This is a genomic window from Cognatundibacterium luofuense, from assembly GCF_018139685.1.
GTDB classification, from domain to species: domain Bacteria; phylum Pseudomonadota; class Gammaproteobacteria; order Burkholderiales; family Burkholderiaceae_D; genus Undibacterium; species Undibacterium luofuense.
The window spans coordinates 363,745-389,249 of sequence record NZ_JAGSPN010000001.1; the positions used below are offsets into that span (position 1 = coordinate 363,745).

Here is a 25,505-nt window from a genome sequence, read left to right on the forward strand (position 1 = left end):
TCACGATGGGACAGAAGATACATCCAACCGGTTTTCGTCTGGCAGTAACACGTAACTGGTCTTCCCGCTGGTACGCAGGCAATGCAAATTTTGCCTCCATGCTGGGTGAGGATCTGAAGGTACGTGACTACCTGAAAAAGAAACTGAAAAATGCATCTGTAGGTCGTATCACTATTGAGCGTCCTGCAAAAAATGCACGTATCACCATTTACAGCTCCCGTCCGGGTGTTGTAATCGGTAAAAAAGGCGAAGATATCGAAGTTCTGAAAGCAGAACTGTCCAAAATGATGGGCGTTCCTGTTCACGTGAACATCGAAGAAATTCGTAAGCCAGAAATCGACGCACAGTTGATCGCTGACTCGATCGCTCAGCAGCTCGAAAAACGTATTATGTTCCGTCGCGCAATGAAGCGTGCGATGCAGAACGCAATGCGTCTCGGCGCGCAGGGTATCAAAATCATGTCCGGTGGTCGTCTGAATGGTATCGAGATCGCACGTAAAGAATGGTATCGTGAAGGCCGCGTGCCTCTGCATACTCTGCGTGCTGATATCGACTACGGTTTCGGCGAAGCGTCGACTACCTACGGTATTATCGGCGTTAAAGTCTGGGTTTATAAAGGTGATCGTCTGGCAAATGGCGAAGCACCAGTAATCGATACTGCACCAGAAGACGATAAAAAACGTCGTGGTCCACGTCGCGATGACGGTAAGCCAAACAGCCGCCCACGCGCAAAACGTGCAGACGGACAAAACACAGCTGCAGCACCAGCCAAACGTGTTCGTAAGGCAGATGCTGCACCAGCTGAGAAAGCAGGAGAATAATCATGCTGCAACCAGCACGCAGAAAATATCGTAAGGAACAAAAAGGTCGTAACAAGGGTATTTCCCATGAACGCGGCACAGCAGTTTCTTTCGGTGAATTTGGTTTGAAAGCGGTTGCTCGTGGCCGCATCACAGCGCGTCAGATCGAAGCTGCGCGTCGTGCTATGACTCGTCACATCAAACGTGGTGGTCGTATCTGGATTCGCGTTTTCCCAGACAAGCCAATTTCCCAGAAGCCAGCTGAAGTTCGTATGGGTAATGGTAAAGGTAATCCTGAGTACTACGTTGCCGAGATTCAACCAGGCAAAATGTTGTACGAAATGGAAGGTGTCGATGAGTCGCTCGCACGCGAAGCGTTCCGCCTGGCAGCTGCAAAGTTGCCACTGGCTACGACTTTCGTCGTTCGTCAAATCGGTCAATAATTAGGAGTCCACAATGAAAGCATCTGAACTCCAAGCTAAGGATCAAGCGGCTTTGACAAAAGAACTGAATGATCTGTTGAAAGCTCAGTTTAGCCTGCGCATGCAATTAGCAACGCAACAGCTGACAAACACAGCGCAACTGAAAAAAGTTCGTCGTGACATCGCCCGCGTGAAAACCGTCATCAATCAGAAGGGTGCCAAATAATGAACGATCAAGTTAAAGTGGCATTGAAACGCACATTGATTGGCAAAGTCGTGTCTGACAAGATGGATAAAACAGTTACAGTACTGGTTGAACGTCACGTAAGACATCCTCTGTACGGTAAGATCATCGTTCGTACTGCAAAGTACCATGCACACGATGAAGCTAACCAAGCAAAGGAAGGCGATACAGTCGAAATTCAGGAAGGTCGTCCGATTTCCAAGACTAAATCCTGGACAGTAACTCGTGTGATCCAAGTCGCACAGACTGTATAACAAATTTATTGCACAAAAATTTTTTTGGTGCGATAATCTAAGGCTGTTATCTGCAGATAATGTGGGTAGCAGCCTAAAACGTCTTCGTAGCAGTTCTCGCTGCGAAATTAGTTAAATCGTCCACCTAATCAGTTGACTCGTGCATTGTGGGTTGTGTAGGGGTTGGCTGGCGGGTCCAAGACTGACTACAAGCTTGCAGTGCGCAAGTTGTGTGGATTAAGTTGGGAAAGAGAATATTATGATTCAAACAGAAAGTCGGCTGGAAGTGGCCGACAACACTGGTGCACGCGAAGTATTGTGCATTAAGGTGTTGGGCGGTTCCAAGCGTCGTTACGCAGGTATCGGTGACATTATTAAGGTCACTGTAAAGTCTGCTGCTCCTCGTGGTCGTGTGAAAAAAGGTGAAGTTTATAACGCCGTTGTAGTTCGCACAGCTAAAGGTGTTCGTCGTCAAGATGGCTCGCTGGTCAAATTCGACGGCAATGCGGCAGTATTGTTGAATAATAAACTTGAGCCTATCGGCACACGTATTTTTGGCCCAGTGACACGCGAACTGCGTACTGAGCGCTTCATGAAAATCGTGTCTCTGGCTCCTGAAGTACTGTAAGGGGTCGTCATGAATAAGATTCGTAAAAATGACGAAGTCATCGTCTTGACGGGTAAAGACAAAGGTAAACGTGGTCAAGTGCAGACAGTTGTCAGTGCTGATTATGTTATCGTTGCAGGTGTTAATGTTGCGAAAAAAGCAGTTAAGCCTAACCCAATGACAGGCGCAGTTGGTGGCATCGTAGATAAACTGATGCCGATTCATGTGTCCAATGTAGCGTTGTTTAATGCTGCATCTGGCAAGGCAGACCGTGTAGGTTTTAAAGTTGTGGATGGTAAAAAAGTTCGCGTCTTTAAGTCTACTGGCGAAGTTGTGAAGGCGTAACATCATGGCCCGTCTCCAAGCATTATATAAAGATAAAATCGTTAGCGAACTGACTGAAAAATTCGGTTATAAGTCTTCGATGGAAGTTCCACGTATCACTAAAATCACTCTGAATATGGGTCTGTCTGAAGCTGTTGCAGACAAAAAGGTGATTGAGCATGCTGTTGGTGATCTGACAAAGATCGCAGGTCAAAAGCCTGTTGTTACTAAAGCACGTAAAGCGATCGCTGGCTTCAAAATCCGTGAAGGTTACCCAATTGGCTGTATGGTGACTCTGCGCGGCGCGCATATGTACGAATTCCTGGATCGTTTCATCACCGTTGCTTTGCCACGCGTGCGTGACTTCCGCGGTGTGTCTGGTCGTGCATTTGATGGTCGTGGTAACTACAACATCGGTGTCAAGGAACAGATTATTTTCCCTGAAATCGAATACGACAAAATCGATGCGCTGCGTGGTATGAATATCAGTATCACGACGACAGCTAAGACCGACGAAGAAGCGAAAGCGCTCCTCGCCGCATTTAAATTCCCGTTCAGAAACTGAGGTCGCCATGGCAAAACTGGCACTGATTAATCGTGAGAAGAAGCGTGCGGATCTGGTGAAGAAATTCGCTGGCAAACGCGCTGAACTGAAGGCCATCATCGAAGACCAGTCTAAAACAGAAGAAGAGCGCTACGAAGCGCGTCTGAAGTTGCAGACTCTGCCACGTAACTCGAATCCTACACGTCAACGCAACCGCTGCGCTTTGACAGGTCGTCCACGTGGTACATTCCGTAAATTCGGTCTGGGCCGTATTAAGGTCCGTGAGATCGCCATGCGTGGCGAAATCCCGGGTATGACTAAAGCCAGCTGGTAATAGGAGAATTAGCAATGAGTATGAGCGATCCTATCGCCGATATGCTGACCCGCATCCGTAACGCACAAGTTGTTAACAAAGCTTCCGTTGCGATGCCGTCTTCCAAGGTGAAAGTTGCAATTGCAACTGTTCTGAAAGACGAAGGTTACATTGAAGATTTCGCAGTTTCTGAAACTGCAGGTAAGACTGAACTGAATATCGGTCTGAAATATTACGCAGGTCGTCCTGTTATTGAGCGTCTGGAACGTGTATCGCGCCCAGGTCTCCGTGTTTACCGTGGTAAAGACGAGATCCCAAGTGTGTTGAACGGTCTGGGTGTAGCGATTGTATCTACACCAAAAGGCGTTATGACGGATCGTAAAGCACGCGCAACCGGCGTCGGTGGCGAAGTAATTTGCTACATCGCCTAAGGAGTGAAAGATGTCTCGAGTAGGTAAGATGCCAATCGCTCTGCCAGCCGGCGCAGAAGTTGCGATTTCTGCAGAGCAAATCACAGTTAAAGGTCCGCAAGGTGTATTGAGCCAAGGTCTGAATGGCTTGGTTACAGTTGCTAACGATAACGGTACCCTGACTTTTGTAGCAGCAAACGAAACTCGCGAAGCAAACGCGATGACCGGTACGCTGCGCGCATTGGTCAATAATATGGTAACTGGCGTAACCAAAGGCTTTGAGAAAAAGCTGTCTCTGGTTGGCGTTGGTTACAAAGCGCAAGCTCAAGGCGATAAACTGAATCTGTCTCTGGGTTTTTCTCACCCAGTGGTACATCAGATGCCTGAAGGCGTAACCTGTGCAACTCCGACTCCAACTGAAATTGTTATCAAAGGTGTTAACAAACAAAAAGTTGGTCAGGTTGCAGCTGAAGTCCGTGCATACCGTAGCCCAGAGCCATATAAAGGCAAAGGTGTTCGTTATGTGGACGAAGTGGTTATTATCAAAGAAACCAAGAAGAAGTAATAGGGGTTGACGATGGACAAGAAACAGTCACGTCTGCGCCGCGCACGCAAAACCCGTGCGAAGATCGCAGAACTCAAAGTGAATCGCCTGGCCGTGCATCGCACCAACCTGCACATCTACGCAAACATCATTGGCCCAGACGCCAAAGTAGTAGCTTCCGCTTCCACTGTGGAAAAAGAAGTTCGTGCAGAATTGGCTGGCAAAACTGGTGTTGGCGGCAACGTCGCAGCAGCAACTCTGATCGGCAAACGTGTTGCAGAGAAGGCTATCAAAGCAGGGGTTACCGAAGTTGCGTTTGACCGCTCCGGTTTCCGTTACCACGGCCGTATCAAAGCACTGGCAGAAGCTGCCCGTGAAGCCGGCTTGAAGTTCTAAGGAAAATTGTCATGGCAAAAATGCAAGCAAAAACAGCAGCCGACAAACCGGATGACGGCATGCGCGAAAAAATGATTTCGATCAACCGCGTAACCAAAGTGGTTAAGGGTGGTCGTATCATGGGCTTCGCTGCGTTGACAGTCGTTGGTGATGGCGATGGCCGCATCGGCATGGGCAAAGGTAAGTCCAAAGAGGTTCCAGTTGCTGTTCAGAAAGCAATGGAAGAAGCACGTCGCAAAATGATCAAAGTGCCGTTAAAAAACGGTACTCTGCAGCACTCTGTTGTAGGTAAACACGGTGCATCTACTGTGATGATTTCTCCAGCTAAAGATGGTACTGGTGTGATCGCTGGTGGTCCAATGCGCGCGATTTTTGAAGTAATGGGCGTAGTGAACGTGGTTGCAAAATCCCACGGTTCCACAAACCCTTACAACATGGTTCGTGCAACACTGGATGGTCTGGCAAAAATGAGCACTCCAGCGGATATTGCAGCGAAACGCGGCAAAACCGTTGAAGAAATCCTCGGTTAAGGAGAGCACAATGTCGAAGACTATTAAAGTGCAATTGGTCAAAGGCCTGATCGGTACACGTCAGGATCACCGTGCAACAGTACGTGGCTTGGGTCTGCGTCGTGTAAATTCCGTTTCGGAATTGCAAGATACACCAGCAGTACGTGGCATGATCAATAAAGTCGCCTACCTGGTAAAGGTAGTAGGCTAAGTCGACAGGCTTAGACTCGGAGCAAAATAATGGAATTGAATAACATTCAACCAGCTGCCGGTGCAAAACACGCCAAACGTCGCGTTGGTCGTGGTATCGGCTCTGGATTAGGTAAAACTGCAGGCCGTGGCCATAAAGGTCAGAAATCCCGTTCGGGCGGCTTCCACAAAGTTGGTTTCGAAGGCGGTCAGATGCCTCTGCAACGTCGTTTGCCAAAGCGTGGTTTCAAATCGCTGGCAACACCGTTTAAAGCAGAAGTACGTTTGTCCGACCTGGAAAATCTGCCTGTGACAGAAATCGACGTACTGGCATTGAAACAAGCCGGTGTCGTCCATGAACTCGCACGTTCCGTACGTGTGATTCTGTCCGGTTCGATCTCCAAGAAAGTAACTTTGAACGGCTTAGTTGTCACTAAAGGCGCTAAAGCTGCAATCGAAGCTGCTGGCGGTACGGTCGCTTAATCAGTGCAGACACCGGAGTAACAATTGGCGACATCTCCACAACAAGCAAAAAGTGCCGCAAGCGGATTTCCATGGGGACGTCTCTGGTTCCTGCTTGCCGCGCTGGTTGTCTACAGGATCGGGGCACATATTCCTGTTCCTGGCATCAACCCGACTGCATTGGATGACTTGTTTAAGCAGAACCAGAGTGGTATTTTGGGGATGTTTAACATGTTCTCCGGTGGTGCATTGTCACGGGCAACCGTGTTTGCGCTCGGTATCATGCCGTATATTTCGGCATCGATTATCATGCAGTTGATGTCCATTGTCTCTCCGCAGCTGGAAGCCCTCAAAAAAGAGGGTGAGGCCGGCCGCAGAAAGATAACCCAGTACACTCGTTACGGTACGGTAGTGCTTGCTACATTGCAGGCTTACTTTATCGCGTTTGGACTGGAAGGGCAGACTGGTCTGGTGCTGGATCCGGGCTTTGCATTTCGTTTTATAACCGTTGTAACGCTGGTCACAGGAACAATGTTTCTGATGTGGCTTGGCGAACAAATCACCGAGCGCGGTCTGGGTAATGGTATTTCCATCATTATCTTTGCCGGTATCGCTGCGGGATTGCCAGCCGCGCTGAGTGGCTTGTTGCAGCAGGTAAATGAAGGTCAGATGGGCGGTTTTTCGGTTCTTCTGATCTGTGTGATTGCCGCTGCTGTCACGTACATGGTTGTATTTATTGAACGTGGTCAGCGGAAGATTCTGGTTAATTACGCGAAACGTCAGGTCGGTAACAAGGTTTACGGCGGTCAGAGTACACACTTGCCATTGAAGCTTAATATGGCTGGTGTCATTCCTCCGATTTTCGCTTCGTCTATTATCTTGTTTCCGGCAACAATCACCAGCTGGTTTACCAAAGGTGCAGATTCTTCTTCGGGATTCGTTAATTTTCTGAAGGATCTGGCTGCATCGATGGCGCCAGGGGAGCCGATTCACGCTCTGTTGTACGCAGTTGCAATCGTATTCTTTTGCTTCTTTTATACCGCACTGGTATTTAACAGCAAAGAGACGGCAGACAATCTGAAAAAGAGCGGTGCATTTGTTCCTGGTATTCGTCCCGGTGATCAGACAGCGCGTTATATCGACAAGATTCTTATGCGTTTGACATTGTCTGGCGCAATCTATATCACGCTGGTTTGTTTGCTGCCGGAGTTTCTGGTGGCGAAATGGAAAGTTCCTTTCTATTTCGGTGGTACATCGCTGTTGATTATTGTTGTCGTGACGATGGATTTCATGGCGCAGGTACAGAATTACATTATGTCCCAGCAATATGAGTCACTTCTTCGCAAGGCAAATTTCAAAGGCGGCATGCCGACACGATAAGCGGGATCAGAACGAATGGCAAAAGACGACGTTATACAAATGCAAGGCGAGATTCTGGAGAATCTTCCGAATGCAACATTTCGAGTTAAGTTGGAAAACGGACATGTTGTGCTTGGCCATATTTCCGGCAAAATGCGTATGAACTACATCCGTATTTTGCCTGGTGATAAGGTCACGGTAGAATTGACGCCTTATGATTTAAGCCGGGCGCGAATAGTGTTCCGTACCAAGTAAATTTAAGTGAATTAATAAGGGAAGAGGGCAATTATGAAAGTTCTCGCATCAGTTAAGCGGATCTGCCGCAACTGCAAAATCATCAAGCGCAAAGGCGTTGTTCGTGTGATCTGCACCGAACCACGTCATAAACAGCGCCAAGGTTGATAAACCTATTGAACGAGGAATAACGAATGGCACGTATTGCAGGGGTTAACATCCCAAATCATCAGCATACCGTAATCGGCCTGACAGCGATCTATGGTATCGGCCGTCCACGCGCACAAGATATCTGTGCAGCGACTGGCGTTCCGACCACTAAAAAAGTAAAAGATCTGGACGACAGCGAACTCGAAAAACTGCGTGACGAAATCGCGAAGTTTGTCGTCGAGGGCGATCTGCGCCGTGAATTGTCCATGAGCATCAAACGTCTGATGGACCTCGGTTGCTATCGTGGCTTGCGTCATCGTAAGGGTCTGCCAGTTCGTGGCCAGCGTACACGCACCAATGCGCGTACACGTAAAGGTCCACGTAAAGCAGCTCAATCTTTGAAGAAATAATCCAGGCTAGCCCGGATCCAAGGAAAACATTATGGCAAAAGCTCAATCTAGCGCAGCAGCAGCACGTGCGCGTAAGAAAGTTAAAAAGAACGTATCGGAAGGTATCGCACACGTTCACGCTTCTTTCAATAACACTATCATCACGATCACTGATCGTCAGGGCAATGCGTTGTCTTGGGCAACTGCCGGTGGTGCAGGCTTCAAAGGTTCTCGTAAATCGACACCTTTCGCAGCTCAGGTTGCTGCTGAAACTGCAGGTAAAGTTGCAGTTGAATGCGGTATCAAAAATCTGGAAGTTCGTATCAAAGGTCCAGGCCCAGGCCGTGAATCTTCTGTACGCGCACTGAACGCACTGGGTATCAAGATTTCTTTGATCCAGGACGTTACACCAGTTCCGCACAACGGTTGCCGTCCTCCAAAGCGTCGCCGTATCTAATCAGTGACGAAAGTCGCTGGTGTTCTGACGATTATTTCGTTAGAATCTAGGCCCGCCCTTCAATAGGCGGGTTTTGTGTTGTGTATTGCTAGTCCTCATATGTGGGGGAAAAGCTTTTTAAGACCACTGTCTGACTATTTCTGAGTCAGACTAGCGCAGGCTTGTCTTGCGTCATTGAAAAGGAAATTATTGTGGCACGTTATATCGGACCTAAGGCCAAACTGGCCCGCCGCGAAGGCACAGATCTGTTCCTGAAGAGCGCACGTCGCTCCCTGGATTCCAAATGCAAACTGGACGTAAAACCAGGTCAGCACGGTCGCACTTCCGGTGCACGTACTTCTGACTTCGGTAACCAGCTGCGCGAAAAGCAAAAAGTTAAACGTATGTACGGCGTTCTGGAACGTCAGTTCCGTCGTTACTTCGCTGAAGCAGACCGCCAAAAAGGTAACACTGGCGAAACTCTGCTGAAATTGCTGGAATCCCGTCTGGACAACGTTGTGTATCGTATGGGCTACGGTTCCACACGTGCAGAAGCGCGTCAGCTGGTAAGCCATAAAGCGATCACTGTTAACGGTAACGTTGTTAACATCGCTTCTTACCAAGTTAAAGCAGGCGACGTCGTTGCTGTTCGTGAAAAATCCAAAAAACAAGCTCGTATCGTTGAATCCCTGTCTCTGGCAGAAAACATTGGTTTCCCAATCTGGGTTTCCGTTGATGCCAAGAAAATGGAAGGTACTTTCAAATCGATGCCAGACCGTTCCGACATCGCTCACGATGTTAACGAATCTCTGATCGTTGAATTGTATTCCCGTTAATCCGGGTCTGTACCGCCTGCCTGAGTTTTCAGGCAGGCGTTTTTCTTTAATGCCATCAGCCTTATCGGTGTAACGAACCGAGGGTATTGAAAAGGACATTTCATGCAAACAAATCTGTTGAAGCCACGTATTATCGACGTAGAAACACTGGGTCCTGGTCACGCTAAAGTGACAATGGAACCGTTTGAGCGCGGTTATGGTCATACACTGGGTAATGCGCTGCGTCGCGTACTGTTGTCTACCATGACTGGTTATGCACCGACAGAAGTAACTATCGCCGGTGTTGTTCACGAGTACTCCTCGCTGGACGGTGTTCAGGAAGACGTCGTTGATATTCTGCTCAACCTGAAAGGTGTAGTTTTCAAACTGCACAATCGCGATGAAGTGACCCTGACACTGAAAAAAGATGGTGAAGGCGCTGTTCTGGCAGCCGATATTGAACTGCCGCACGACGTTGAAATCATCAATCCTGAACACCAGATCGCTAACCTGAGCACAGGTGGCAAACTGGATATGCAGATCAAAGTAGAAAAAGGCCGTGGTTATGTGCCTGGTAACATTCGTCGTCTGTCTGAAGATGCGAATAAAACCATTGGCCGCATGATTCTGGATGCATCTTTCTCTCCTGTTCGCCGTGTTTCCTACGCAGTTGAATCTGCTCGTGTGGAACAGCGTACCGATCTGGATAAACTGGTGATTAACATCGAAACAAATGGTGTGATCTCCCCAGAAGAAGCGATTCGTCAGTCCGCCCGCGTACTGGTTGATCAGCTGACCGTATTCGCAGCACTGGAAGGCACAGAAACAACAACCGAAGCACCGTCCCGCGCACCTGCGGTTGATCCGGTATTGCTGCGTCCTGTTGATGATCTGGAACTGACAGTACGTTCTGCAAACTGCCTGAAAGCAGAAAACATTTACTACATTGGTGATCTGATCCAGCGTAGCGAAAACGAACTGCTGAAGACACCGAACCTCGGCCGTAAGTCCCTGAACGAAATCAAAGAAGTTCTGGCTTCCCGTGGTCTGTCTCTGGGCATGAAACTCGAAAACTGGCCACCAGCTGGTCTTGAGAAGTAATTGAAGAATTCGGGATGAGGTAACTCATCCCTCCCTTAGTAGTAGCGTACCGGCCCGCAGCTTGTGCTGATAGAAGAGCTGGCTTTTATAAACCTGAAAGGAAATTATTATGCGTCATCGTCACGGCTTACGTAAGCTGAACCGTACTTCCTCCCATCGTCTGGCAATGCTCCGTAACATGGCAGTTTCCCTGCTGCGTCACGAAGCAATCAAAACAACCGTGCCAAAAGCAAAAGAGCTGCGTCGCGTTGTTGAGCCTCTGATCACTATGGGTAAAACAAACACACTGGCAAACAAACGTCTGGCATTCGCTCGTCTGCGTGACCGCGAAATCGTTCAGAAGCTGTTTGCTGAAATCGGCCCACGCTACGCTACCCGTCCAGGTGGCTACCTGCGTATCCTGAAAATGGGTTTCCGCGTTGGCGACAATGCACCTATGGCCTTTGTTGAACTGGTAGATCGTCCAGAGATTTCTGACGTAGCTGAAGTTCCAGCTGCTGAGTAATTCTCAGATTTTCCGGAAAACCGCTCAGTTCGCTGAGCGGTTTTTTTTTATCTGAATGTTTTCCTCCGCGCTGACCTCGCTGCTGCGGGAAAAAATTCTGACTGAAAGGTAAAATAGCGATGATGAAAAGTGCACAGTCACAATCCATACTGGTACTGACCAATGTACCTGATCAGACAGTTGCAACGACACTTGCTCATGCACTTGTTGAAAATAAACTTGCTGCATGTGTGAACATCCTGCCCGGAATACAGTCAGTGTACAGGTGGGATGGAAAAACTGAGCAGGCCGCTGAAGTCAGCATGTATATCAAGACTCTCAGTACGCGTTATGCGGCGCTGGAAGCCTATCTGCATGAACACCACCCTTATGATGTACCGGAGATCATTGCGATCCCCGTCGTGGCCGGATTGCCGGCGTATCTGCATTGGATAGAGGAACAGACAGGATAAGAATGAAAGCAGCGACTTATATTCAGAAAGGATCCGCATCCTGGATCCTGAAATTGCAGCAGATGTTTCTGTTGCTGACCACCTGGCTGGTCATGATGACGGCAGCCACTGCGCAGGAGTTTCTGGATCCGGAGCAGGCGTTCCCGGTTCAGGCACAAATTGTCGACGGCAACGTTGCTGAGGTGAAATTTACGATAGCGAGTGGTTACTATCTGTATCGCGAGCGACTGAAATTCAGCTCTTCTGACGGAAAAATCGGCGAACCCGTGCTGCCGGCCGGCAAAGTGAAGTTCGATGAAACCTTTAATAAGGAAGTCGAAACTTACCGTGACGGTCTGATTGTCCGCATTCCGGTACTGTCAGACGGTAGCTTTACACTGAAAGTCACACGTCAGGGATGCGCGGATCAGGGCTTGTGTTACCCGCCTCTGGATCAGGAATTTAAGCTGACTGCAACAGCCGCTAACGGTAATGCTGGCAGCGCTGGCTCTGTACCTGTAACAGCAACGGAAACACCGAAAGAAAGTGCGGCGCAGGGTGATCTGAGCAGCCGTATCGCTGGTGCGCTGAAGAGCGGTCGTCTGGTTGTGATCATCCCGTTGTTCTTTGTACTGGGCCTGGGCTTGTCGCTGACGCCTTGTGTATTGCCAATGGTACCGATTCTGTCTTTCATTATCGTTGGTGAAGGTGCTTCGGTCACACGCGCACGTGCATTTGCCTTATCGCTGGCCTATGTGCTCGGTATGTCGCTGATCTATACCGGTATGGGGATTGCAGCAGGTCTGGCCGGTGAAGGGCTGGCTGCAACCTTGCAAAATCCGTGGGTACTCAGCGTGTTTGCTTTGCTGATGGTGGTTCTGGCGCTGTCCATGTTCAACGTCTATCAGTTGCAAATGCCGGCTGCGATTCAGACCCGCCTGACACAGGTATCTGAGAAACAGCGCGACGGCCGGTTCGGCAAGCTGCTGGGCGTGTTTCTGATGGGGGCAGTTTCGGCGCTGATCGTTGGCCCTTGCGTGACCGGTCCGCTGATCGGTGCGCTGGTGTATATCAGTCAGACCCGCGACATTATGGTCGGTGGTATCGCGATGTTTTCGATCGCGATCGGCATGGGTGTGCCGCTGTTACTGGTTGGCATTTCTGCAGGCAGTCTGTTGCCAAAAGCCGGTATCTGGATGGAGAACATTAAAAAGTTCTTTGGCGTGCTGATGCTCGGTATGGCGCTGTGGATGATTTCACCGGTGATTCCTGTCTGGCTGCAAATGACAGGCTGGGCCTTGCTGTTCGTTGCTTACGGTGTCTATGCACTGGCCATTCAGCGTTCCGGCAAACTGGGTAAGGCGATTGGCGCGATATTTGTATTACTGGGCTTGCTGCAGGGTGTTGGCGTTGCGACCGGTGGTCGTGATGTGTTTGCACCGGTCGCACATCTGACCGGCACGCAGAAGCACGGAGTCATATTCAAGCGGATTAAGTCTGTCGCTGAACTGGATCAGGTACTGGCACAGAACAAAGGCAAAGTCGCTGTGCTGGATTTTTATGCCGACTGGTGCGTTTCGTGTAAGGAGATGGAAAAGCTGACCTTCACCGATGACCGCGTACGCGCCAAAATGGAAACCATGCTGTTGCTGCAAGCTGATGTAACGGCCAATAACGCCGATGACAAAGCTTTGCTGAAGCGCTTCGGTTTGTTCGGGCCACCCGGCATTATTTTCTTCGATTCACGCGGACAGGAAATGCAGGATACCCGCGTCGTTGGTTATCAGAATGCAGAAACCTTTTACCAGTCTTTGCAAAAGACAGATAAAGGCGCTTTATAACCAGTCATAATAAGCATCTCACGACTTCGTCGTTGGTGTTGTGAGATGCTGCCCCTATATTGTTGTGACTAACATTTTTGGAGAATTCCATGACTTTGCGTTTAGGCGATATCGCTCCTGATTTTGAACAGGATTCTTCCGTTGGCCCGCTGAAGTTCCATGAGTGGGCAGGCAATTCCTGGGTTGTCTTGTTTTCTCACCCGGCCGATTTCACACCAGTCTGTACCACAGAACTGGGCCTGACTGCCAAACTGAAACCTGAGTTCGATAAACGCAATGTCAAGGCCATAGCATTGTCCGTAGACGGTGCGCAATCCCATCTGGACTGGATCAAAGATATCGAAGAAACCCAGAACACAGTGGTCGGCTTCCCTATCATTGCCGATGCAGACCGCAAAGTGGCAGGCTTGTTCGACATGATTCATCCGAATCAGTCTGATACCGTGACAGTACGTTCCCTGTTCATCATCGATCCGAACAAAAAAGTACGTCTGATCATTACTTACCCGCTGAGCACAGGCCGTAACTTTGATGAAGTGCTGCGTGTGATCGATGCATTGCAACTGACCGATGCTCACACCGTTGCAACACCGGGTAACTGGCGCGATGGCGATGACGTGATTATTCCGTTGTCGGTCAAAGATGAAGAAGTGATCAAACAGAAATATCCGAAAGGCTATAAAGCACCGAAGCCTTATCTGCGTATCACACCGCAGCCAAACAAATAATCTGAATATACGGATTAAAAAGCCCGCCTGAGAAGGCGGGCTTTTTGTTTCTGTGCGCGCTGCGTGCTCAGCTGCACGCAGAATAACTCAGGATTCACGTAAGGCTTTCCACTCATCCCGCAGCAAGGCATACATCAGAATGTCATGGTAACGGCCACGGTCAAATACCGCGCCGCGTGCTGTGCCTTCCAGCTGAAAACCGCATTTGACGGCAACCCGTTCTGATGCTTTGTTCTCTGTATTCATGTGAATTTCCAGCCGGTTCAGCAGCGTGGTGTCGAACAGGTAATCACGCAGCAGTGTCACTGCTTCTGTCATGATGCCTTTGCCACGGACTTCATCGGTGAACATCGAATAACCGATTTCGCGTGACTGAAAATACGGCACGGTTTTAAAGTGAAACACGCGACCGAGAATCTGATCAGCCTGATCCGCAATCACAAAAAACTCCATATGTTCACGTGACTCCTGTGCATCCATCAGGCGCTTTTCCATCACGGCAGGCAGGAACAATTCGCGCGGGAGAAATTGTCCGCGCGCTTCCGGCAGATTCATCAAATGTACCAGATGCGGAATTTCTTCTTTACGCGGATAACGCAGATGAAACGTGCTGCCCAGAATCATGTTTGCTCCCTCTGAATATGAATTAATGCATTTTATCGCATCGGAATAATTTGTTCCGCGTAATCGTATAAAGCACCGAGAATTTCCTCAGCGCGTTCATCGGCTTCTTCTGATAACTGATCGATGCGGTCAAAAAACGCTTCCGCGGTCAGCGCGCCACCGGCACCGTCATGCAAACGGTCTGTGCAGTGCTGCTGCCATTGCTCCTGCTCTTCCTCATTCAGGCTTTCGGGGAAATTACGCGCACGGTAGCGGAACAGTAATTCGTTCAGACGATGATCCTGAAAATGCACAGAACGGTTCGCGATTTCATAACCATCCAGCTCACGTAACTGATTCAGAATTTTGCGGTCACCGGCACCGATGAAGCCGCCGTACAAATCCTGATCCACATCCGCATCGCCATCGCTGCTGCCCTGGCGCTGATACACCTGTCGCCATAGTTCGTCGTTCAGGGACAGTGCAGCGGCATGTTCAGCATGTTCCATGACTTGCTGCATATCGATTTGCCAGTGCGCAGCGCGATCCGCACTCAGGGTTTTCAGATTGCCGATGACTACCGGTGATTTATTGATATGGATGGTTTTCAGCGGCAGACGCTGTTCGCCTTCCGGTAAATCTTCGTTGCGGGTGAACAGGCGGCGGCGGATGGTGTCTGCATCCAGACTTGCCAGTTCGCGCGGGTCAGCTTGTAAATCCCAGACGATCATTTCATTTTTATTGGTCGGATGCATTGCCAGTGGCCACACCACGGTAATGCAACCGCGTTCCGCCGGAATCATGCCGGATACATGCAGGAAAGGCTTGCGCTGCGGCCAGCCGGTTTCTTCCAGTACCCGTTCTTTACGGCGCAGTCCGAGGCAGAAATCAAACAGACGCGGATTCTGTTGTTTCAGCAAACGTGCCAGCGCAATGGTGGCGCGCACATCGGATAACGCATCATGCGCCGCTTCATGCGCGAGGCCATTCGCGGCACTTAAATGTTCGAGACGAAAACTCGGGCGGCCTTCATCATTGCGTGGCCACTGTATGCCGTCAGGGCGCAGTGCCCATGCGGTACGCACCAGATCCAGAATATCCCAGCGCCCGCATTGATTCTGCCATTCGCGCGCATACGGATCGGTCAGATTGCGCCAGAATAAAAAGCGGGTAACTTCATCATCAAAACGGATGGTGTTATAGCCGACGCCTATCGTACCGGTCTGCGCCAGTTCCTGTTCGATGCGGCGTGCGAATTCCGCTTCCGTTACGCCTTGTTCCAGACATTGCTGCGGTGTGATACCGGTAATCAGGCAGGACACCGGATCAGGCAGATAATCCGGTGCAGGCTGGCAGAACAACATGACCGGTTCGGCGATTTCATTCAGGTCGGCATCGGTGCGGATCGCGGCGAACTGTGCCGGACGGTCTTTGCGCGGCACGGCGCCAAAGGTTTCATAATCGTGCCAGAGAAAACTGTATGCTTGCATGCTGATCAGCGCTGTGTGATAGCGCGGTAAATGTATGAATATTTATTAATCTGTATAGATAAGAAATGGAAAATCAGATCTGATCGCGGATCTGATCTTCAAGATAGCGCTGGCGACGGAATACCAGTAACAGCAGCACAACGATAAACGCCATTCCTGCCATTGTGTAACCAAAGCCGTGATCGGTTTTGATCAGTGGCATATGTTCAAAATTCATACCAAAGATACCGGTGATTAAGGTCAGTGGCATGAACAGGGCAGTGATGACGGTCAGCACGCGCATGATTTCGCTGGTGCGGTGCGCCATTGCCGAGAAATGCATTTGCACCGCGGATTCCAGAGTTCCTTCCAGCCGGCGCGCATGATTCAGTACCCGCTGCACATGGCTCATCACATCATTCGTGCGTACCAGCAGCCAGTCTTTGGCGCGTGCGCTGTTGTCATCGAAACTGTCGTAGGTATCGACCAGATGATCGCGTAATTCCTGCAGCGCATCGTGCTGTTCTTCGCACAGATTATCCAGCCGCCGTAATTCCATGCGTGCTTCCAGCAACGCCATCCAGTTATTAAACGGACGGCGCGGATTCAGCAAAGCCTGTTGCCAGCGATCTAGCTGTTGTGTCAGTGGCTGACGTAATTCCAGATACTGATCGACCATCGCATTCAGTAAGCGCAACATCAGATCGGTCGGGCTGGATGGCATACGTGCGTTGCGTTGCGGTGTATCGCTGCGCGGCGTCAGTGATAACAGTTTTTGCTGTAGCGATTCGATGGTACGGCTTTGTGCCGGACGCACCGTGATCAGTACATCATCGGTAAATATAAAACTCACCGGTGCAGTCTGCAGTTTCTGCAATGCTGCAGGTAAGCGGCGACGGGCAGTGTCGGCATTTTCCGGATTGCGCACCGGTTCCGCATTCAGCAACAGCTTGCGGAATACCAGCATCGTGTAGTCTTGTGTATCTTCAAAACTGGATGGATGGTTCAGATTAGCGGCATCCTGCAAATGCAGATCAAACACGTCAATGCCGGTCAGACTGGCGATCTGCTGACGCCAGAGTTCGGCGTCGGCCGGAATTTCTTCATGATGCATATCCAGCCACAGAAAGCCGGACGTGCCCGGCTGCCACGCGCTTGCTTCGCTGAGTTTGTGGCAGCTTTGTTCAGTGATGTGAAATCTTTCCATGCGCAGATTGCGGGCCGCTGAGCAGCCATAACCGGGCTGCAGACATTATGCAGGCCAGTCCGCTCAGTAACAGCCACGGAGTGGTGAAAGCCGCAGTATAAAACCAATCCGGCATCACCAGCGAAAAAGCCGCAAGCGGCAGCGCCAGTAGTGCCAGCCGCGACCATTCGCGCCGGGTTGCGAGGCGGGCATCTCCGATGCGGTAGCAGAGATTGGAAAATCCCCACAGCAACCAGCCATGCAGTGCAATTTGCCAGCCTGTGTGCAAGGACAGGTTTATGCACAGGCTGACCCAGCCTATCAGCAATAAACCGGCCAGCTGCCACAGCAAAAATGCTTGTGCCGCCGGTGTTTGCGGCTGGCGGAAGGGGGCTGCACCGGCTTGCCACGTCGTTTCCGTTGTCTGCGGCTTTGCGGTTTGTGCCGGCCACCAGCCCGGTGCCTGCCACAGCAATTGCCAGCCTTGCTGCCAGCGCGGCAGGGCGCGTGCCTGACGCAGCATGCTGCGCCAGATCTGCAGATTCGCATCCCATAAAGAAAAGCTGCGCAGCGGACTGCGGGTGCCGTAAGTCAGTGGATGGTCGTCAAGACGCTGCGCGTAAGTGCCGAACAGTTTGTCCCAGATAATCAGCATGCCACCGTAATTTTTATCGAGAAATACATCGTCCGATGCATGGTGGATGCGGTGATTTTCCGGCGTGACCAATACCTGATCCAGCCAGCCGAGGCGGCCGATGGCTTCGGTATGGATCCAGAACTGGTAAGCGATATGCACGAGTGCGATGACCATGAATACGGATGGCGGCACACCCAGTATCGCCAGCGGCAGATAAAACAGCCAGCTGACCAGCGGGCTGAACAGGCTCTGGCGCAAACCTGCGGCCAGATGGTAAAGCTCGCCCTGATGATGCACGCCGTGCAGCGCCCACAGCCAGTGAATCTGGTGTCCGGCACGGTGCAGCCAGTAATAGCAAAAATCGTACAGCAGCAGCGTGCCCAGCCACAGCGCTGCTGTCCCCGTATCCCAGTCGAACCAGCGTGCGTGCTGCCACAGCGCATCGTAAGCGAGCAGCCCCGGCACTTGCAGATACACCGCCACCAGCTGACTGGCGCCGCCTATGCCGATACCGCTGACGATGTCTTCCAGCGGCAGTTCGCGGGTTTTTCGCCAGCGCCACAGGGCTTCAGTGAGGATGGCCAGTCCCATCGCCAGCATGACAGCCAGCATCAGCCAGGGATGTGAAGTGAACATCGTGTGCTTTCTTTTTGGTGGTGAGATCGCAGCTAAATGATTTAAACAATTCCTGCGCGGATCGGTCAGGGTAATACGGCACAGAATTTTTTCAAGCAAAAAGAAGCTTCGCGCAGGGTAATGCGTGTAAAACTTTGTCAGAGCCTGTCATCAAACACCGTCGCTAACATACGGTTTCAGGCCCTGTTTGTTCGCACTATTCAGCACTGAAAAGCAGAAAATAAGGGGGTATATGGCAAAACCGGCTGATTGTCGGCATGAATACTGGGCGTTTTAAAATACCCCCGGGGGTATTTTCTAGGCAAAAATGCCCGTTTTGATGGCTTAGAGGAACGCCTGATTTGCGCCGCGTTGTGCGCAACATGCGGATTATCCACAGCGAGTGAGCGTCAGAAAAGGAACACAGCGTCCGTTCAGATGCGCAAATCCGCAGCTTCCGGTGTTTTCAGAAAGTCAGGCACGCGTGCAGATGCAGTCGGAAACGGCTTTGGGCTGTGAACAGATGCCTGCTTATCCACAAACCATTCGGCAGCCCGTCGCCAGCGCCGTTATCTCAGTCATCGCCGCCCAAACAAAAACCGCCGCCTGCATTGCAGACAGCGGTTTGTTGTCGGATCTGTCCGGTATGAAGGCGATATGTGATCGCCGGAGCCGGAGAGTCAGCGTTTATTTTTTCAGCAGACGGGCGATATCACGTGCAAAGTAAGTCAGCACGCCATCGGCACCGGCGCGTTTGAATGCCAGCATCGCTTCCATCATGGCTTTATCGTGATCCAGCCAGCCGTTTTGCGCGGCGGCTTTGATCATCGCGTATTCACCGCTGACCTGATAGGCAAATGTCGGCACACGGAATTCGTCTTTAACACGGCGCACGATATCCAGATACGGCATCCCCGGTTTCACCATCACCATATCCGCACCTTCGGCCAGATCCAGCGCCACTTCGCGCAGTGCTTCATCGCTGTTGGCCGGGTCCATCTGGTAATTCGCTTTATTGCTCTTACCCAGATTCGAGGCCGAACCGACCGCGTCGCGGAAAGGACCGTAGTAAGCCGATGCGTACTTGGCAGAGTAAGCCATGATACGCACATGAATATGACCCGCTTCTTCCAGCGCCTGGCGAATCGCGCCGATACGGCCATCCATCATATCGCTCGGTGCAACCACGTCGGCACCGGCGGCAGCTTGTGTCAGTGCCTGCTGTACCAGAATCGCGGTAGTTTCATCATTCAGCACATAACCGTTTTCATCGATCACGCCATCCTGACCGTGACTGGTGTAAGGATCAAGCGCCACATCGGTCAGCACGCCCAGTTCAGGGAATGCTGCTTTCAGCGCACGTACCGCACGCGGCACCAAACCATCCGGATTGCAGGCTTCGCGGCCATCCGGTGTTTTCAGCGCAGCATCGACCGATGGGAACAGGGCAATCACCGGAATACCAAGCGCGACGCAATCCGCCGCAGTTTCCAGCAACACGTCCACCGACATCCGTTCCACACCCGGCATAGAGCCAACCGCCTGACGCTGTTGTTCGCCTTCCACAATAAATACCGGATAAATCAGGTCTTCCACCGTGACATGGTTTTCACGCATCAGCGCGCGGGAAAACGCATCTTTGCGCATGCGGCGCATACGGATGGCCGGAAACAGGGGATGAGCAGGAGCAGTCATGGATATCCTTTGCAGTAACAATTCGGTGCAGCCTGACGGGGCGTCATCGCCCCGCGGTCTCATGCAGAGCTGTCAGGCTGTTCAGAGGAGGTATTGTCAGACAAAGGCTGGTCGGGATCTTGATCCAGCCCAAGTAACTGGCGAATCACTTCATCGGCTTCTTCCACGCCGGTGCGTTTCAGTGAAGAAAACAATTGCACATGGTAAGGAAACAGCGGGCCTTCATCGTCGTGATACTGTTCCAGAAAGGCTTCCGCCTTACGCAGTGCCGCTGTGGCTTCGCTGCGGTTCAGCTTGTCGGCTTTGGTCAGCAGACACAGTACCGGACGGCCGCTGTCTGCGAACCATTCCAGCATTTGCACGTCCAGATCAGTGAACGGACGGCGGGAATCCATAATCAGCACCAGCGCGACTAACTGATCGCGTTTCTGAACGTAATTGCCGAGCAGAATATTCCAGTGTTGTTTAGCGGCACCGGAGACTTCGGCATAGCCGTAGCCGGGCAAATCGACCAGCATGGCGCGGATTTCATCAGAACGGGCTTCATCATTACGATGCTGGCCTACGTGGGCGCCACCAATCGAAAAATAATTAATATGCTGAGTCCGGCCAGGGGTCTTTGATGCAAAACAAAGTCGCTTCTGGTTGGTTAGTGTATTAATAGCGCTTGATTTTCCGGCGTTGGAACGGCCAGCGAAAGCGATTTCAGGAATCTGCGTCTTAGGCAGATCCCGCAGGTGATTGACCGTGGTAAAAAAACGGGCTTGCCAGAGAAGGGACATAGATTCGGATCTTGGAAAAATGCAACATGCGGCGCGTATGCTGCCGGAAAGCTATTGTACAATAAGGCTCGCTATGCGGGGGCTTCCCCCGATGACGAACCCGGTTGTCAGCTCTAGTCTTACGTGTGGCAGACCAGCAGTGTCAACGCCATTTTCGCCTTCAGGGCAGAATCCTCTTACTAGTCTCAGGGTGTTTGAATGAACCGTGCTTTCTTTCCAGTGATGAAATCCCTTGGCATTGCCGTGCTGGCAGTGTCGTCGATGATCCCGGCAGCGTATGCAAATACCGATGCCAAAGCGGTCAAAGCCGATCCGGCCAAAGGAGAAGCCCTGTACAAAGGTGGTGATGCAGCACGCGGCATCGTTGCCTGTGTGTCCTGCCACGGTGATGCAGGCAATTCCACGATTTCGGTTAACCCTAAACTGTCTGCCCAGCACGATGTGTATCTGGTCAAACAACTGACCGAATTCGCGTCCGGCACACGTAACAATGCGACCATGACCGCGTTCGCAAAATCCCTGACACCGGAAGACATGAAAAACGTCGCTGTCTATCTGAATGCGCAGAAATCCGTACCGGGCGCCGCGAAAAATAAAGACATCGTCGAGCTCGGCAAACAAATTTACCGTGGCGGTATCGCTGAGAAAAATGTGCCAGCCTGTGCAGGCTGCCACAGCCCGAACGGTGCCGGTATTCCTGCGCAATATCCGCGTCTGGCCGGTCAGCATCAGGATTACACGCTGGCACAGCTGCTGAATTTCCAGAACGGTTCCCGTAAAGGCGGCGCAAAAATCGCCGGTGCGCGTCTGAACAGCCCGCAAATGATGACGATTGCAAAATCGATGTCTGAAGATGAAATGCGCGCCGTTGCAGACTATATCGCCGGTCTGAAATAATTTCGCACCACAATCAGATTTTTATACGGAAGGGGGTGGCAGTCAGCCACCCCTTTTTGTCAGCTGCAAATGTTGAATATGGATAATCCGCTGGAACACGAAAACGCCGGAGATACCGCCGGTATCCGTCTGCAAACCCGCAATACCGTGCTGGCTGACAGCGTGGAATTGCTGTCTTCCATGCGTTTCGCGATCAGCCTGTTAGTGCTGATCTGCATTGGTGCCGTGATTGGTACCGTGGTCAAACAAAACGAACCCGCCCCGAATTACATCAACCAGTTCGGCCAGTTCTGGTATGAAGTGTTTGATAAAGCCGGGGTGTATTCGGTCTATTCCGCGTGGTGGTTTTTGCTGATGGTCGGCGTGCTGGTGTTATCCACCTCGCTGTGCGTGATCCGCAATACTCCGAAAATGCTGAAAGACATGCGCAGCTGGCGTGAAAACGTCCGCGAGCAATCGCTGCGCAATTTTCATCATCATGCCGAATATGCTTCTGCACAGGATACCGTGACGCTGGCTGAGCGCCTGAGTGCTTATCTGCAAGCCAGTGGTTATCAGAGCAAAGTCGTCGCCAAAGACGATGCGGTGCTGATCGCCGCCAAACGCGGTGCAGGTAACAAATGGGGCTACATCTTTGCGCACAGCGCGATTGTCGTGATCGTGCTCGGTGCGATGCTGGATTCAGAATTGCCGGTCAAAGCGCAGCAATGGTTTCTGGGCAAAGTGCCGTATGACGGTGCTGGTCTGATTTCGAAAATTCCGGAACAACACCGCTTATCCGAGCGCAATCCCAGCTTCCGTGGCAATGCCATGATTCCGGAAGGTGGCGTCGCAGATACCGCGATTTTGTCGCAGCAAAGTGGTGTTCTGATTCAGGATTTGCCGGTTTCCGTACGTCTGCGTCAGTTCCATATCGAGTTTTACAACACCGGTATGCCAAAATTGTTTGCCAGTGATGTGACGTTGACTGACCATGAAACCGGTAAAAGTTTCGATGCAACCATACGCGTGAACCAGCCGCTGGTGTACAAAGGTCTGGCGTTTTATCAGTCCAGCTTTGAAGACGGCGGCAGCCGCCTGCGTCTGAAGGTCTGGCCTATGCTTGGTGCACAAAATCAGCCTTTTGCGCTGCGTGGTGAAGTTGGCGGCAGTACGCCGTGGGCTCCGCCGGGTCAGAAGGCTTATAACATTGAGTGGTCCGGCTTCCGCGTCTTCAATGTGGAGCCAGTGGCCAAAGTGGTCAGTGAAGCGGACAAAGAAAAAGGCCTGAGCCGCCATCTGGGTTCCGCCGCTAAATCGGCAGAAAGTAAAGAATTCCGTAACGTCGGCCCCAGCATCCAGTACAAACTGCGCGATGCTGCCGGACAGGCACGCGAATACATGAACTTCATGCAGCCATCGCAAATTGAAGGCAGCACCGTCTTCCTCAGTGGTATGCGTGAATCTCCGGCGGATCAGTTCCGCTTCCTGCGAATTCCGGCGGATGATAACGACAGCCCGCAGGAATGGATGCGTATCCGCGCCGCGCTGCAAAATCCGGAACTGCGCAAACTGGCGGCTGAACGCTTCACTTCTCATGCATTACCGGCCAGCCTTGCAGGTAATCCGGCGATGAAGGAGCAAATGATTTCGTCGGCGATGAATACGCTGACCTTGTTCGCCGGTGATGAAAAATCTGCCGGTTACCGTGCGGTATCCGATTATCTGGAAAAGAAAATTCCCGAAGCAGAGCAGGCGAAAGCCGCTGATGTGATGATGAAAATCCTGAACGGCAGTTTATGGGATTTGTGGATGATTGCGCGTGAAAAGGATGGCCTGACAACACTGGAAGCGGATGAAAAACACGGTCGTTTCCTGCAACTGTCTATGGCGGCGCTGTCGGATGCCGGTTTCTACGGTGCGCCTGTGTATCTGCAACTGGAATCGTTTGACGAGGTCAAAGCCACCGTGCTGCAGATCACACGCTCGCCGGGGCAGGGTATCGTCTACTTTGGTTGCCTGCTGCTGGTGCTGGGTGTGTTTGCGATGTTCTATATCCGTGAACGCAGGCTGTGGATCTGGCTCAAAAAAGGCGACGCCGGTTCGCATATACTGATGGCCATGAGTACCCAGCGTAAAACCCTGGACTTTGAAAAAGAGTTTGAACAATGCCGTGCGCAGTTAGCGGAGATTACTGACGCAACGGAAACTTCCCTTGCTGCACAAGGAAAATAAGATGGAAATGACCCGTAATGTTTCCGCCGCTGGCGGCATTCTGAAACAACTGAGCTGGCAGGACTGGGGTTTCAGTCTGTTGCTGGCGCTGATGGCAGCGTTTGCGCTGCAGCGTTTCAGCAGTTTTATGGATATCTACGACAAAGCGATTCTGGTCGCCTCCGTGCCGACCTTTGGCTGGCTGGGCTGGCGCTGGAAGCCGGTGAAACCGCTGATGCTGGGCATGACGCTGCTGGCCTTGTCTGCGATCAGTCTGTACAACGGTCAGTTGCCGCTGGCGAATGAAAAATTCTTCCTGAAATATCTGCTGTCCAGCCAGTCAGCGATTTTGTGGATGAGCGTATTTTTCTGTTTATCCACGCTGTTTTACTGGGTCGGGTTACTGGCCCGTTCAGAATTCGGTGGCAGCGTCGGTTCCGGTCTGTGCTGGGCGGCGGTACTGATGGGTTTTACCGGCTTGCTGGTGCGCTGGTATGAATCGTATCTGCTGGGGCCGGACGTTGGTCATATTCCGGTATCGAATCTGTATGAAGTGTTTGTGTTGTTCGTGCTGATTACCGGCCTGTTTTATCTGTATTACGAACAGCAATACCGTACCCGTCAGATGGGCGCTTTCGTGTCGCTGGTGATTACTGCTGCGGTCGGTTTTCTGTTCTGGTACACCGTGAGCCGCGAAGCATCTGAGATTCAGCCGCTGGTGCCAGCACTGCAAAGCTGGTGGATGAAAATTCACGTACCGGCGAACTTTATCGGTTACGGCACGTTCTCGCTGGCTGCGATGGTCGCGGTAGCTTATCTGCTCAAAGAAAAGGGTATTCTGGCAGACCGCCTGCCAGCGCTGAATGTGCTGGATGATGTGATGTACAAAGCGATTGCCGTTGGTTTTGCTTTCTTCACCATCGCGACCATTCTGGGGGCGTTGTGGGCGGCAGAAGCCTGGGGTGGTTACTGGTCCTGGGACCCGAAAGAAACCTGGGCGCTGATCGTCTGGCTGAATTACGCGGCATGGCTGCACATGCGTCTGATGAAGGGCTTGCGCGGCGTACCGGCCGCCTGGTGGGCGCTGGTTGGATTGCTGGTGACGACCTTTGCTTTCCTCGGCGTAAATATGTTCTTATCCGGCCTGCATTCTTACGGCACGCTGTAATTTCTGCCTGACACACCATCAAACGCACCGCTTCCGGCAAACGGAAACGGTGCGTTTTTTATTGCGGCCGGTGCGTTAACACTGCAGCCCGTCGCCGGCTTTGCAAAACGACTGAAAGCAGGTCAAAACAAGGCTAAAAACAGGCTAAATGCGGTTTTCTGCATAGCGATCCGGCGGTCGTCGGCAGAAAGTCCGGGCCTCCGTGAAATGCAAATGACGATCTTTGCACAATGCAGGCCGTCCGCTGCGTCTCTTTTCGCGTCAGAAACACGGC

The 25,505-nt window shown here is 51.4% G+C and carries 34 protein-coding genes; 28 read left to right on the forward strand and 6 right to left on the reverse strand.

All coding sequences use genetic code 11. The annotated features are described in order from the left end of the window. The first annotated feature begins 5 nt into the window (after positions 1-5). The 25 genes from rpsC (at position 6) to KDM89_RS01750 (ending at position 13,986) form a co-directional block, all read left to right on the forward strand. Complete coding sequence (gene rpsC, locus KDM89_RS01630; RefSeq protein ID WP_212686196.1) at positions 6-821, forward strand: 30S ribosomal protein S3; 816 nt, start codon at positions 6-8, stop codon at positions 819-821. A gap of 2 nt (positions 822-823) precedes the next feature. After that, complete coding sequence (rplP, locus tag KDM89_RS01635) at positions 824-1,243, forward strand: 50S ribosomal protein L16 (protein WP_212686197.1); 420 nt, start codon at positions 824-826, stop codon at positions 1,241-1,243. Between the two features lie 13 nt (positions 1,244-1,256). Continuing rightward, positions 1,257-1,448, forward strand: coding sequence for a 50S ribosomal protein L29 (gene rpmC, locus KDM89_RS01640; protein ID WP_189357201.1), 192 nt, complete (start codon positions 1,257-1,259; stop codon positions 1,446-1,448). Continuing rightward, positions 1,448-1,720, forward strand: coding sequence for a 30S ribosomal protein S17 (rpsQ, locus tag KDM89_RS01645; protein ID WP_212686198.1), 273 nt, complete (start codon positions 1,448-1,450; stop codon positions 1,718-1,720). The genes rpmC and rpsQ overlap by 1 nt, the downstream gene beginning before the upstream one ends. A gap of 238 nt (positions 1,721-1,958) precedes the next feature. Beyond that, on the forward strand, positions 1,959-2,327 hold the full coding sequence (gene rplN, locus KDM89_RS01650; RefSeq protein ID WP_212686199.1) for a 50S ribosomal protein L14: 369 nt from the start codon (positions 1,959-1,961) through the stop codon (positions 2,325-2,327). A 9-nt stretch (positions 2,328-2,336) separates the two neighbouring features. Beyond that, positions 2,337-2,651, forward strand: a complete 315-nt coding sequence (gene rplX / locus KDM89_RS01655) for a 50S ribosomal protein L24 (protein WP_212686200.1) — start codon at positions 2,337-2,339, stop codon at positions 2,649-2,651. Positions 2,652-2,655: 4 nt separating this feature from the next. Further along, complete coding sequence (gene rplE / locus KDM89_RS01660) at positions 2,656-3,195, forward strand: 50S ribosomal protein L5 (RefSeq protein ID WP_189357197.1); 540 nt, start codon at positions 2,656-2,658, stop codon at positions 3,193-3,195. Positions 3,196-3,202: 7 nt separating this feature from the next. Further along, on the forward strand, positions 3,203-3,508 hold the full coding sequence (gene rpsN / locus KDM89_RS01665; RefSeq protein ID WP_212686201.1) for a 30S ribosomal protein S14: 306 nt from the start codon (positions 3,203-3,205) through the stop codon (positions 3,506-3,508). Positions 3,509-3,522: 14 nt separating this feature from the next. Further along, entirely contained in the window at positions 3,523-3,918 is a 396-nt protein-coding gene (gene rpsH, locus KDM89_RS01670; protein WP_212686202.1) for a 30S ribosomal protein S8, read from the forward strand. Between the two features lie 10 nt (positions 3,919-3,928). Beyond that, positions 3,929-4,462, forward strand: coding sequence for a 50S ribosomal protein L6 (gene rplF, locus KDM89_RS01675; RefSeq protein ID WP_212686203.1), 534 nt, complete (start codon positions 3,929-3,931; stop codon positions 4,460-4,462). Positions 4,463-4,474: 12 nt separating this feature from the next. Next, complete coding sequence (gene rplR, locus KDM89_RS01680; protein ID WP_189357193.1) at positions 4,475-4,837, forward strand: 50S ribosomal protein L18; 363 nt, start codon at positions 4,475-4,477, stop codon at positions 4,835-4,837. Between the two features lie 11 nt (positions 4,838-4,848). Next, positions 4,849-5,367, forward strand: coding sequence for a 30S ribosomal protein S5 (rpsE, locus tag KDM89_RS01685; RefSeq protein WP_189357192.1), 519 nt, complete (start codon positions 4,849-4,851; stop codon positions 5,365-5,367). Between the two features lie 10 nt (positions 5,368-5,377). Further along, positions 5,378-5,557 carry a 50S ribosomal protein L30 gene (gene rpmD, locus KDM89_RS01690; RefSeq protein WP_189357191.1) on the forward strand — a complete coding sequence of 60 codons (180 nt, stop codon included), beginning with the start codon at positions 5,378-5,380 and terminating at the stop codon, positions 5,555-5,557. A gap of 29 nt (positions 5,558-5,586) precedes the next feature. Continuing rightward, complete coding sequence (gene rplO / locus KDM89_RS01695) at positions 5,587-6,018, forward strand: 50S ribosomal protein L15 (protein ID WP_212686204.1); 432 nt, start codon at positions 5,587-5,589, stop codon at positions 6,016-6,018. A 24-nt stretch (positions 6,019-6,042) separates the two neighbouring features. Continuing rightward, a complete protein-coding gene (gene secY, locus KDM89_RS01700; protein WP_212686205.1) occupies positions 6,043-7,377 on the forward strand; it encodes a preprotein translocase subunit SecY in 1,335 nt (444 codons plus the stop codon). A gap of 15 nt (positions 7,378-7,392) precedes the next feature. After that, positions 7,393-7,611, forward strand: a complete 219-nt coding sequence (gene infA, locus KDM89_RS01705) for a translation initiation factor IF-1 (protein WP_005663428.1) — start codon at positions 7,393-7,395, stop codon at positions 7,609-7,611. A 33-nt stretch (positions 7,612-7,644) separates the two neighbouring features. Beyond that, the gene (gene rpmJ / locus KDM89_RS01710) at positions 7,645-7,758 is read left to right on the forward strand and encodes a 50S ribosomal protein L36 (protein WP_014004415.1); all 114 of its coding nucleotides are present in this window, start codon (positions 7,645-7,647) and stop codon (positions 7,756-7,758) included. 26 nt (positions 7,759-7,784) lie between these two features. Beyond that, positions 7,785-8,150, forward strand: coding sequence for a 30S ribosomal protein S13 (rpsM, locus tag KDM89_RS01715; protein WP_189357188.1), 366 nt, complete (start codon positions 7,785-7,787; stop codon positions 8,148-8,150). Between the two features lie 31 nt (positions 8,151-8,181). Then, positions 8,182-8,586 carry a 30S ribosomal protein S11 gene (rpsK, locus tag KDM89_RS01720; protein ID WP_212686206.1) on the forward strand — a complete coding sequence of 135 codons (405 nt, stop codon included), beginning with the start codon at positions 8,182-8,184 and terminating at the stop codon, positions 8,584-8,586. A gap of 191 nt (positions 8,587-8,777) precedes the next feature. Then, on the forward strand, positions 8,778-9,401 hold the full coding sequence (gene rpsD, locus KDM89_RS01725) for a 30S ribosomal protein S4 (protein ID WP_212686207.1): 624 nt from the start codon (positions 8,778-8,780) through the stop codon (positions 9,399-9,401). A gap of 102 nt (positions 9,402-9,503) precedes the next feature. Further along, positions 9,504-10,481, forward strand: a complete 978-nt coding sequence (locus KDM89_RS01730) for a DNA-directed RNA polymerase subunit alpha (protein ID WP_212686208.1) — start codon at positions 9,504-9,506, stop codon at positions 10,479-10,481. Positions 10,482-10,590: 109 nt separating this feature from the next. Further along, entirely contained in the window at positions 10,591-10,986 is a 396-nt protein-coding gene (gene rplQ, locus KDM89_RS01735) for a 50S ribosomal protein L17 (protein ID WP_189357184.1), read from the forward strand. A 119-nt stretch (positions 10,987-11,105) separates the two neighbouring features. After that, on the forward strand, positions 11,106-11,438 hold the full coding sequence (cutA, locus tag KDM89_RS01740; protein ID WP_212686209.1) for a divalent-cation tolerance protein CutA: 333 nt from the start codon (positions 11,106-11,108) through the stop codon (positions 11,436-11,438). 2 nt (positions 11,439-11,440) lie between these two features. Continuing rightward, positions 11,441-13,258, forward strand: a complete 1,818-nt coding sequence (dsbD, locus tag KDM89_RS01745) for a protein-disulfide reductase DsbD (protein WP_438947491.1) — start codon at positions 11,441-11,443, stop codon at positions 13,256-13,258. A gap of 89 nt (positions 13,259-13,347) precedes the next feature. Next, positions 13,348-13,986, forward strand: coding sequence for a peroxiredoxin (locus KDM89_RS01750; RefSeq protein ID WP_189357181.1), 639 nt, complete (start codon positions 13,348-13,350; stop codon positions 13,984-13,986). A gap of 87 nt (positions 13,987-14,073) precedes the next feature. Here the strand turns inward: KDM89_RS01750 and KDM89_RS01755 are convergent, their stop codons facing one another. From KDM89_RS01755 to yihA, 6 genes are all read right to left on the reverse strand, one after another. Continuing rightward, positions 14,074-14,610 (reverse strand): GNAT family N-acetyltransferase, encoded by a 537-nt coding sequence (locus KDM89_RS01755; protein WP_212686210.1) that lies wholly within the window; start codon positions 14,608-14,610, stop codon positions 14,074-14,076. 32 nt (positions 14,611-14,642) lie between these two features. Beyond that, the gene (sbcB, locus tag KDM89_RS01760) at positions 14,643-16,079 is read right to left on the reverse strand and encodes an exodeoxyribonuclease I (protein WP_212686211.1); all 1,437 of its coding nucleotides are present in this window, start codon (positions 16,077-16,079) and stop codon (positions 14,643-14,645) included. A gap of 73 nt (positions 16,080-16,152) precedes the next feature. Next, on the reverse strand, positions 16,153-17,265 hold the full coding sequence (locus KDM89_RS01765) for a magnesium transporter CorA family protein (protein WP_212686212.1): 1,113 nt from the start codon (positions 17,263-17,265) through the stop codon (positions 16,153-16,155). Continuing rightward, entirely contained in the window at positions 17,243-18,517 is a 1,275-nt protein-coding gene (locus tag KDM89_RS01770; protein WP_212686213.1) for a sterol desaturase family protein, read from the reverse strand. The genes KDM89_RS01765 and KDM89_RS01770 overlap by 23 nt, the downstream gene beginning before the upstream one ends. A gap of 666 nt (positions 18,518-19,183) precedes the next feature. Beyond that, positions 19,184-20,191 (reverse strand): porphobilinogen synthase, encoded by a 1,008-nt coding sequence (gene hemB, locus KDM89_RS01775; RefSeq protein WP_212686214.1) that lies wholly within the window; start codon positions 20,189-20,191, stop codon positions 19,184-19,186. 59 nt (positions 20,192-20,250) lie between these two features. Then, positions 20,251-20,973, reverse strand: coding sequence for a ribosome biogenesis GTP-binding protein YihA/YsxC (gene yihA / locus KDM89_RS01780; protein ID WP_212686215.1), 723 nt, complete (start codon positions 20,971-20,973; stop codon positions 20,251-20,253). Between the two features lie 198 nt (positions 20,974-21,171). Between yihA and KDM89_RS01785 the strand changes: the two genes are divergently transcribed. The 3 genes from KDM89_RS01785 (at position 21,172) to ccsB (ending at position 25,231) form a co-directional block, all read left to right on the forward strand. Further along, a complete protein-coding gene (locus tag KDM89_RS01785) occupies positions 21,172-21,870 on the forward strand; it encodes a c-type cytochrome (protein WP_212686216.1) in 699 nt (232 codons plus the stop codon). Between the two features lie 69 nt (positions 21,871-21,939). Beyond that, positions 21,940-24,084 (forward strand): cytochrome c biogenesis protein ResB, encoded by a 2,145-nt coding sequence (locus KDM89_RS01790; RefSeq protein ID WP_230427615.1) that lies wholly within the window; start codon positions 21,940-21,942, stop codon positions 24,082-24,084. Between the two features lies 1 nt (position 24,085). After that, on the forward strand, positions 24,086-25,231 hold the full coding sequence (ccsB, locus tag KDM89_RS01795) for a c-type cytochrome biogenesis protein CcsB (protein ID WP_212686217.1): 1,146 nt from the start codon (positions 24,086-24,088) through the stop codon (positions 25,229-25,231). The last annotated feature ends 274 nt before the right edge of the window (positions 25,232-25,505 follow it).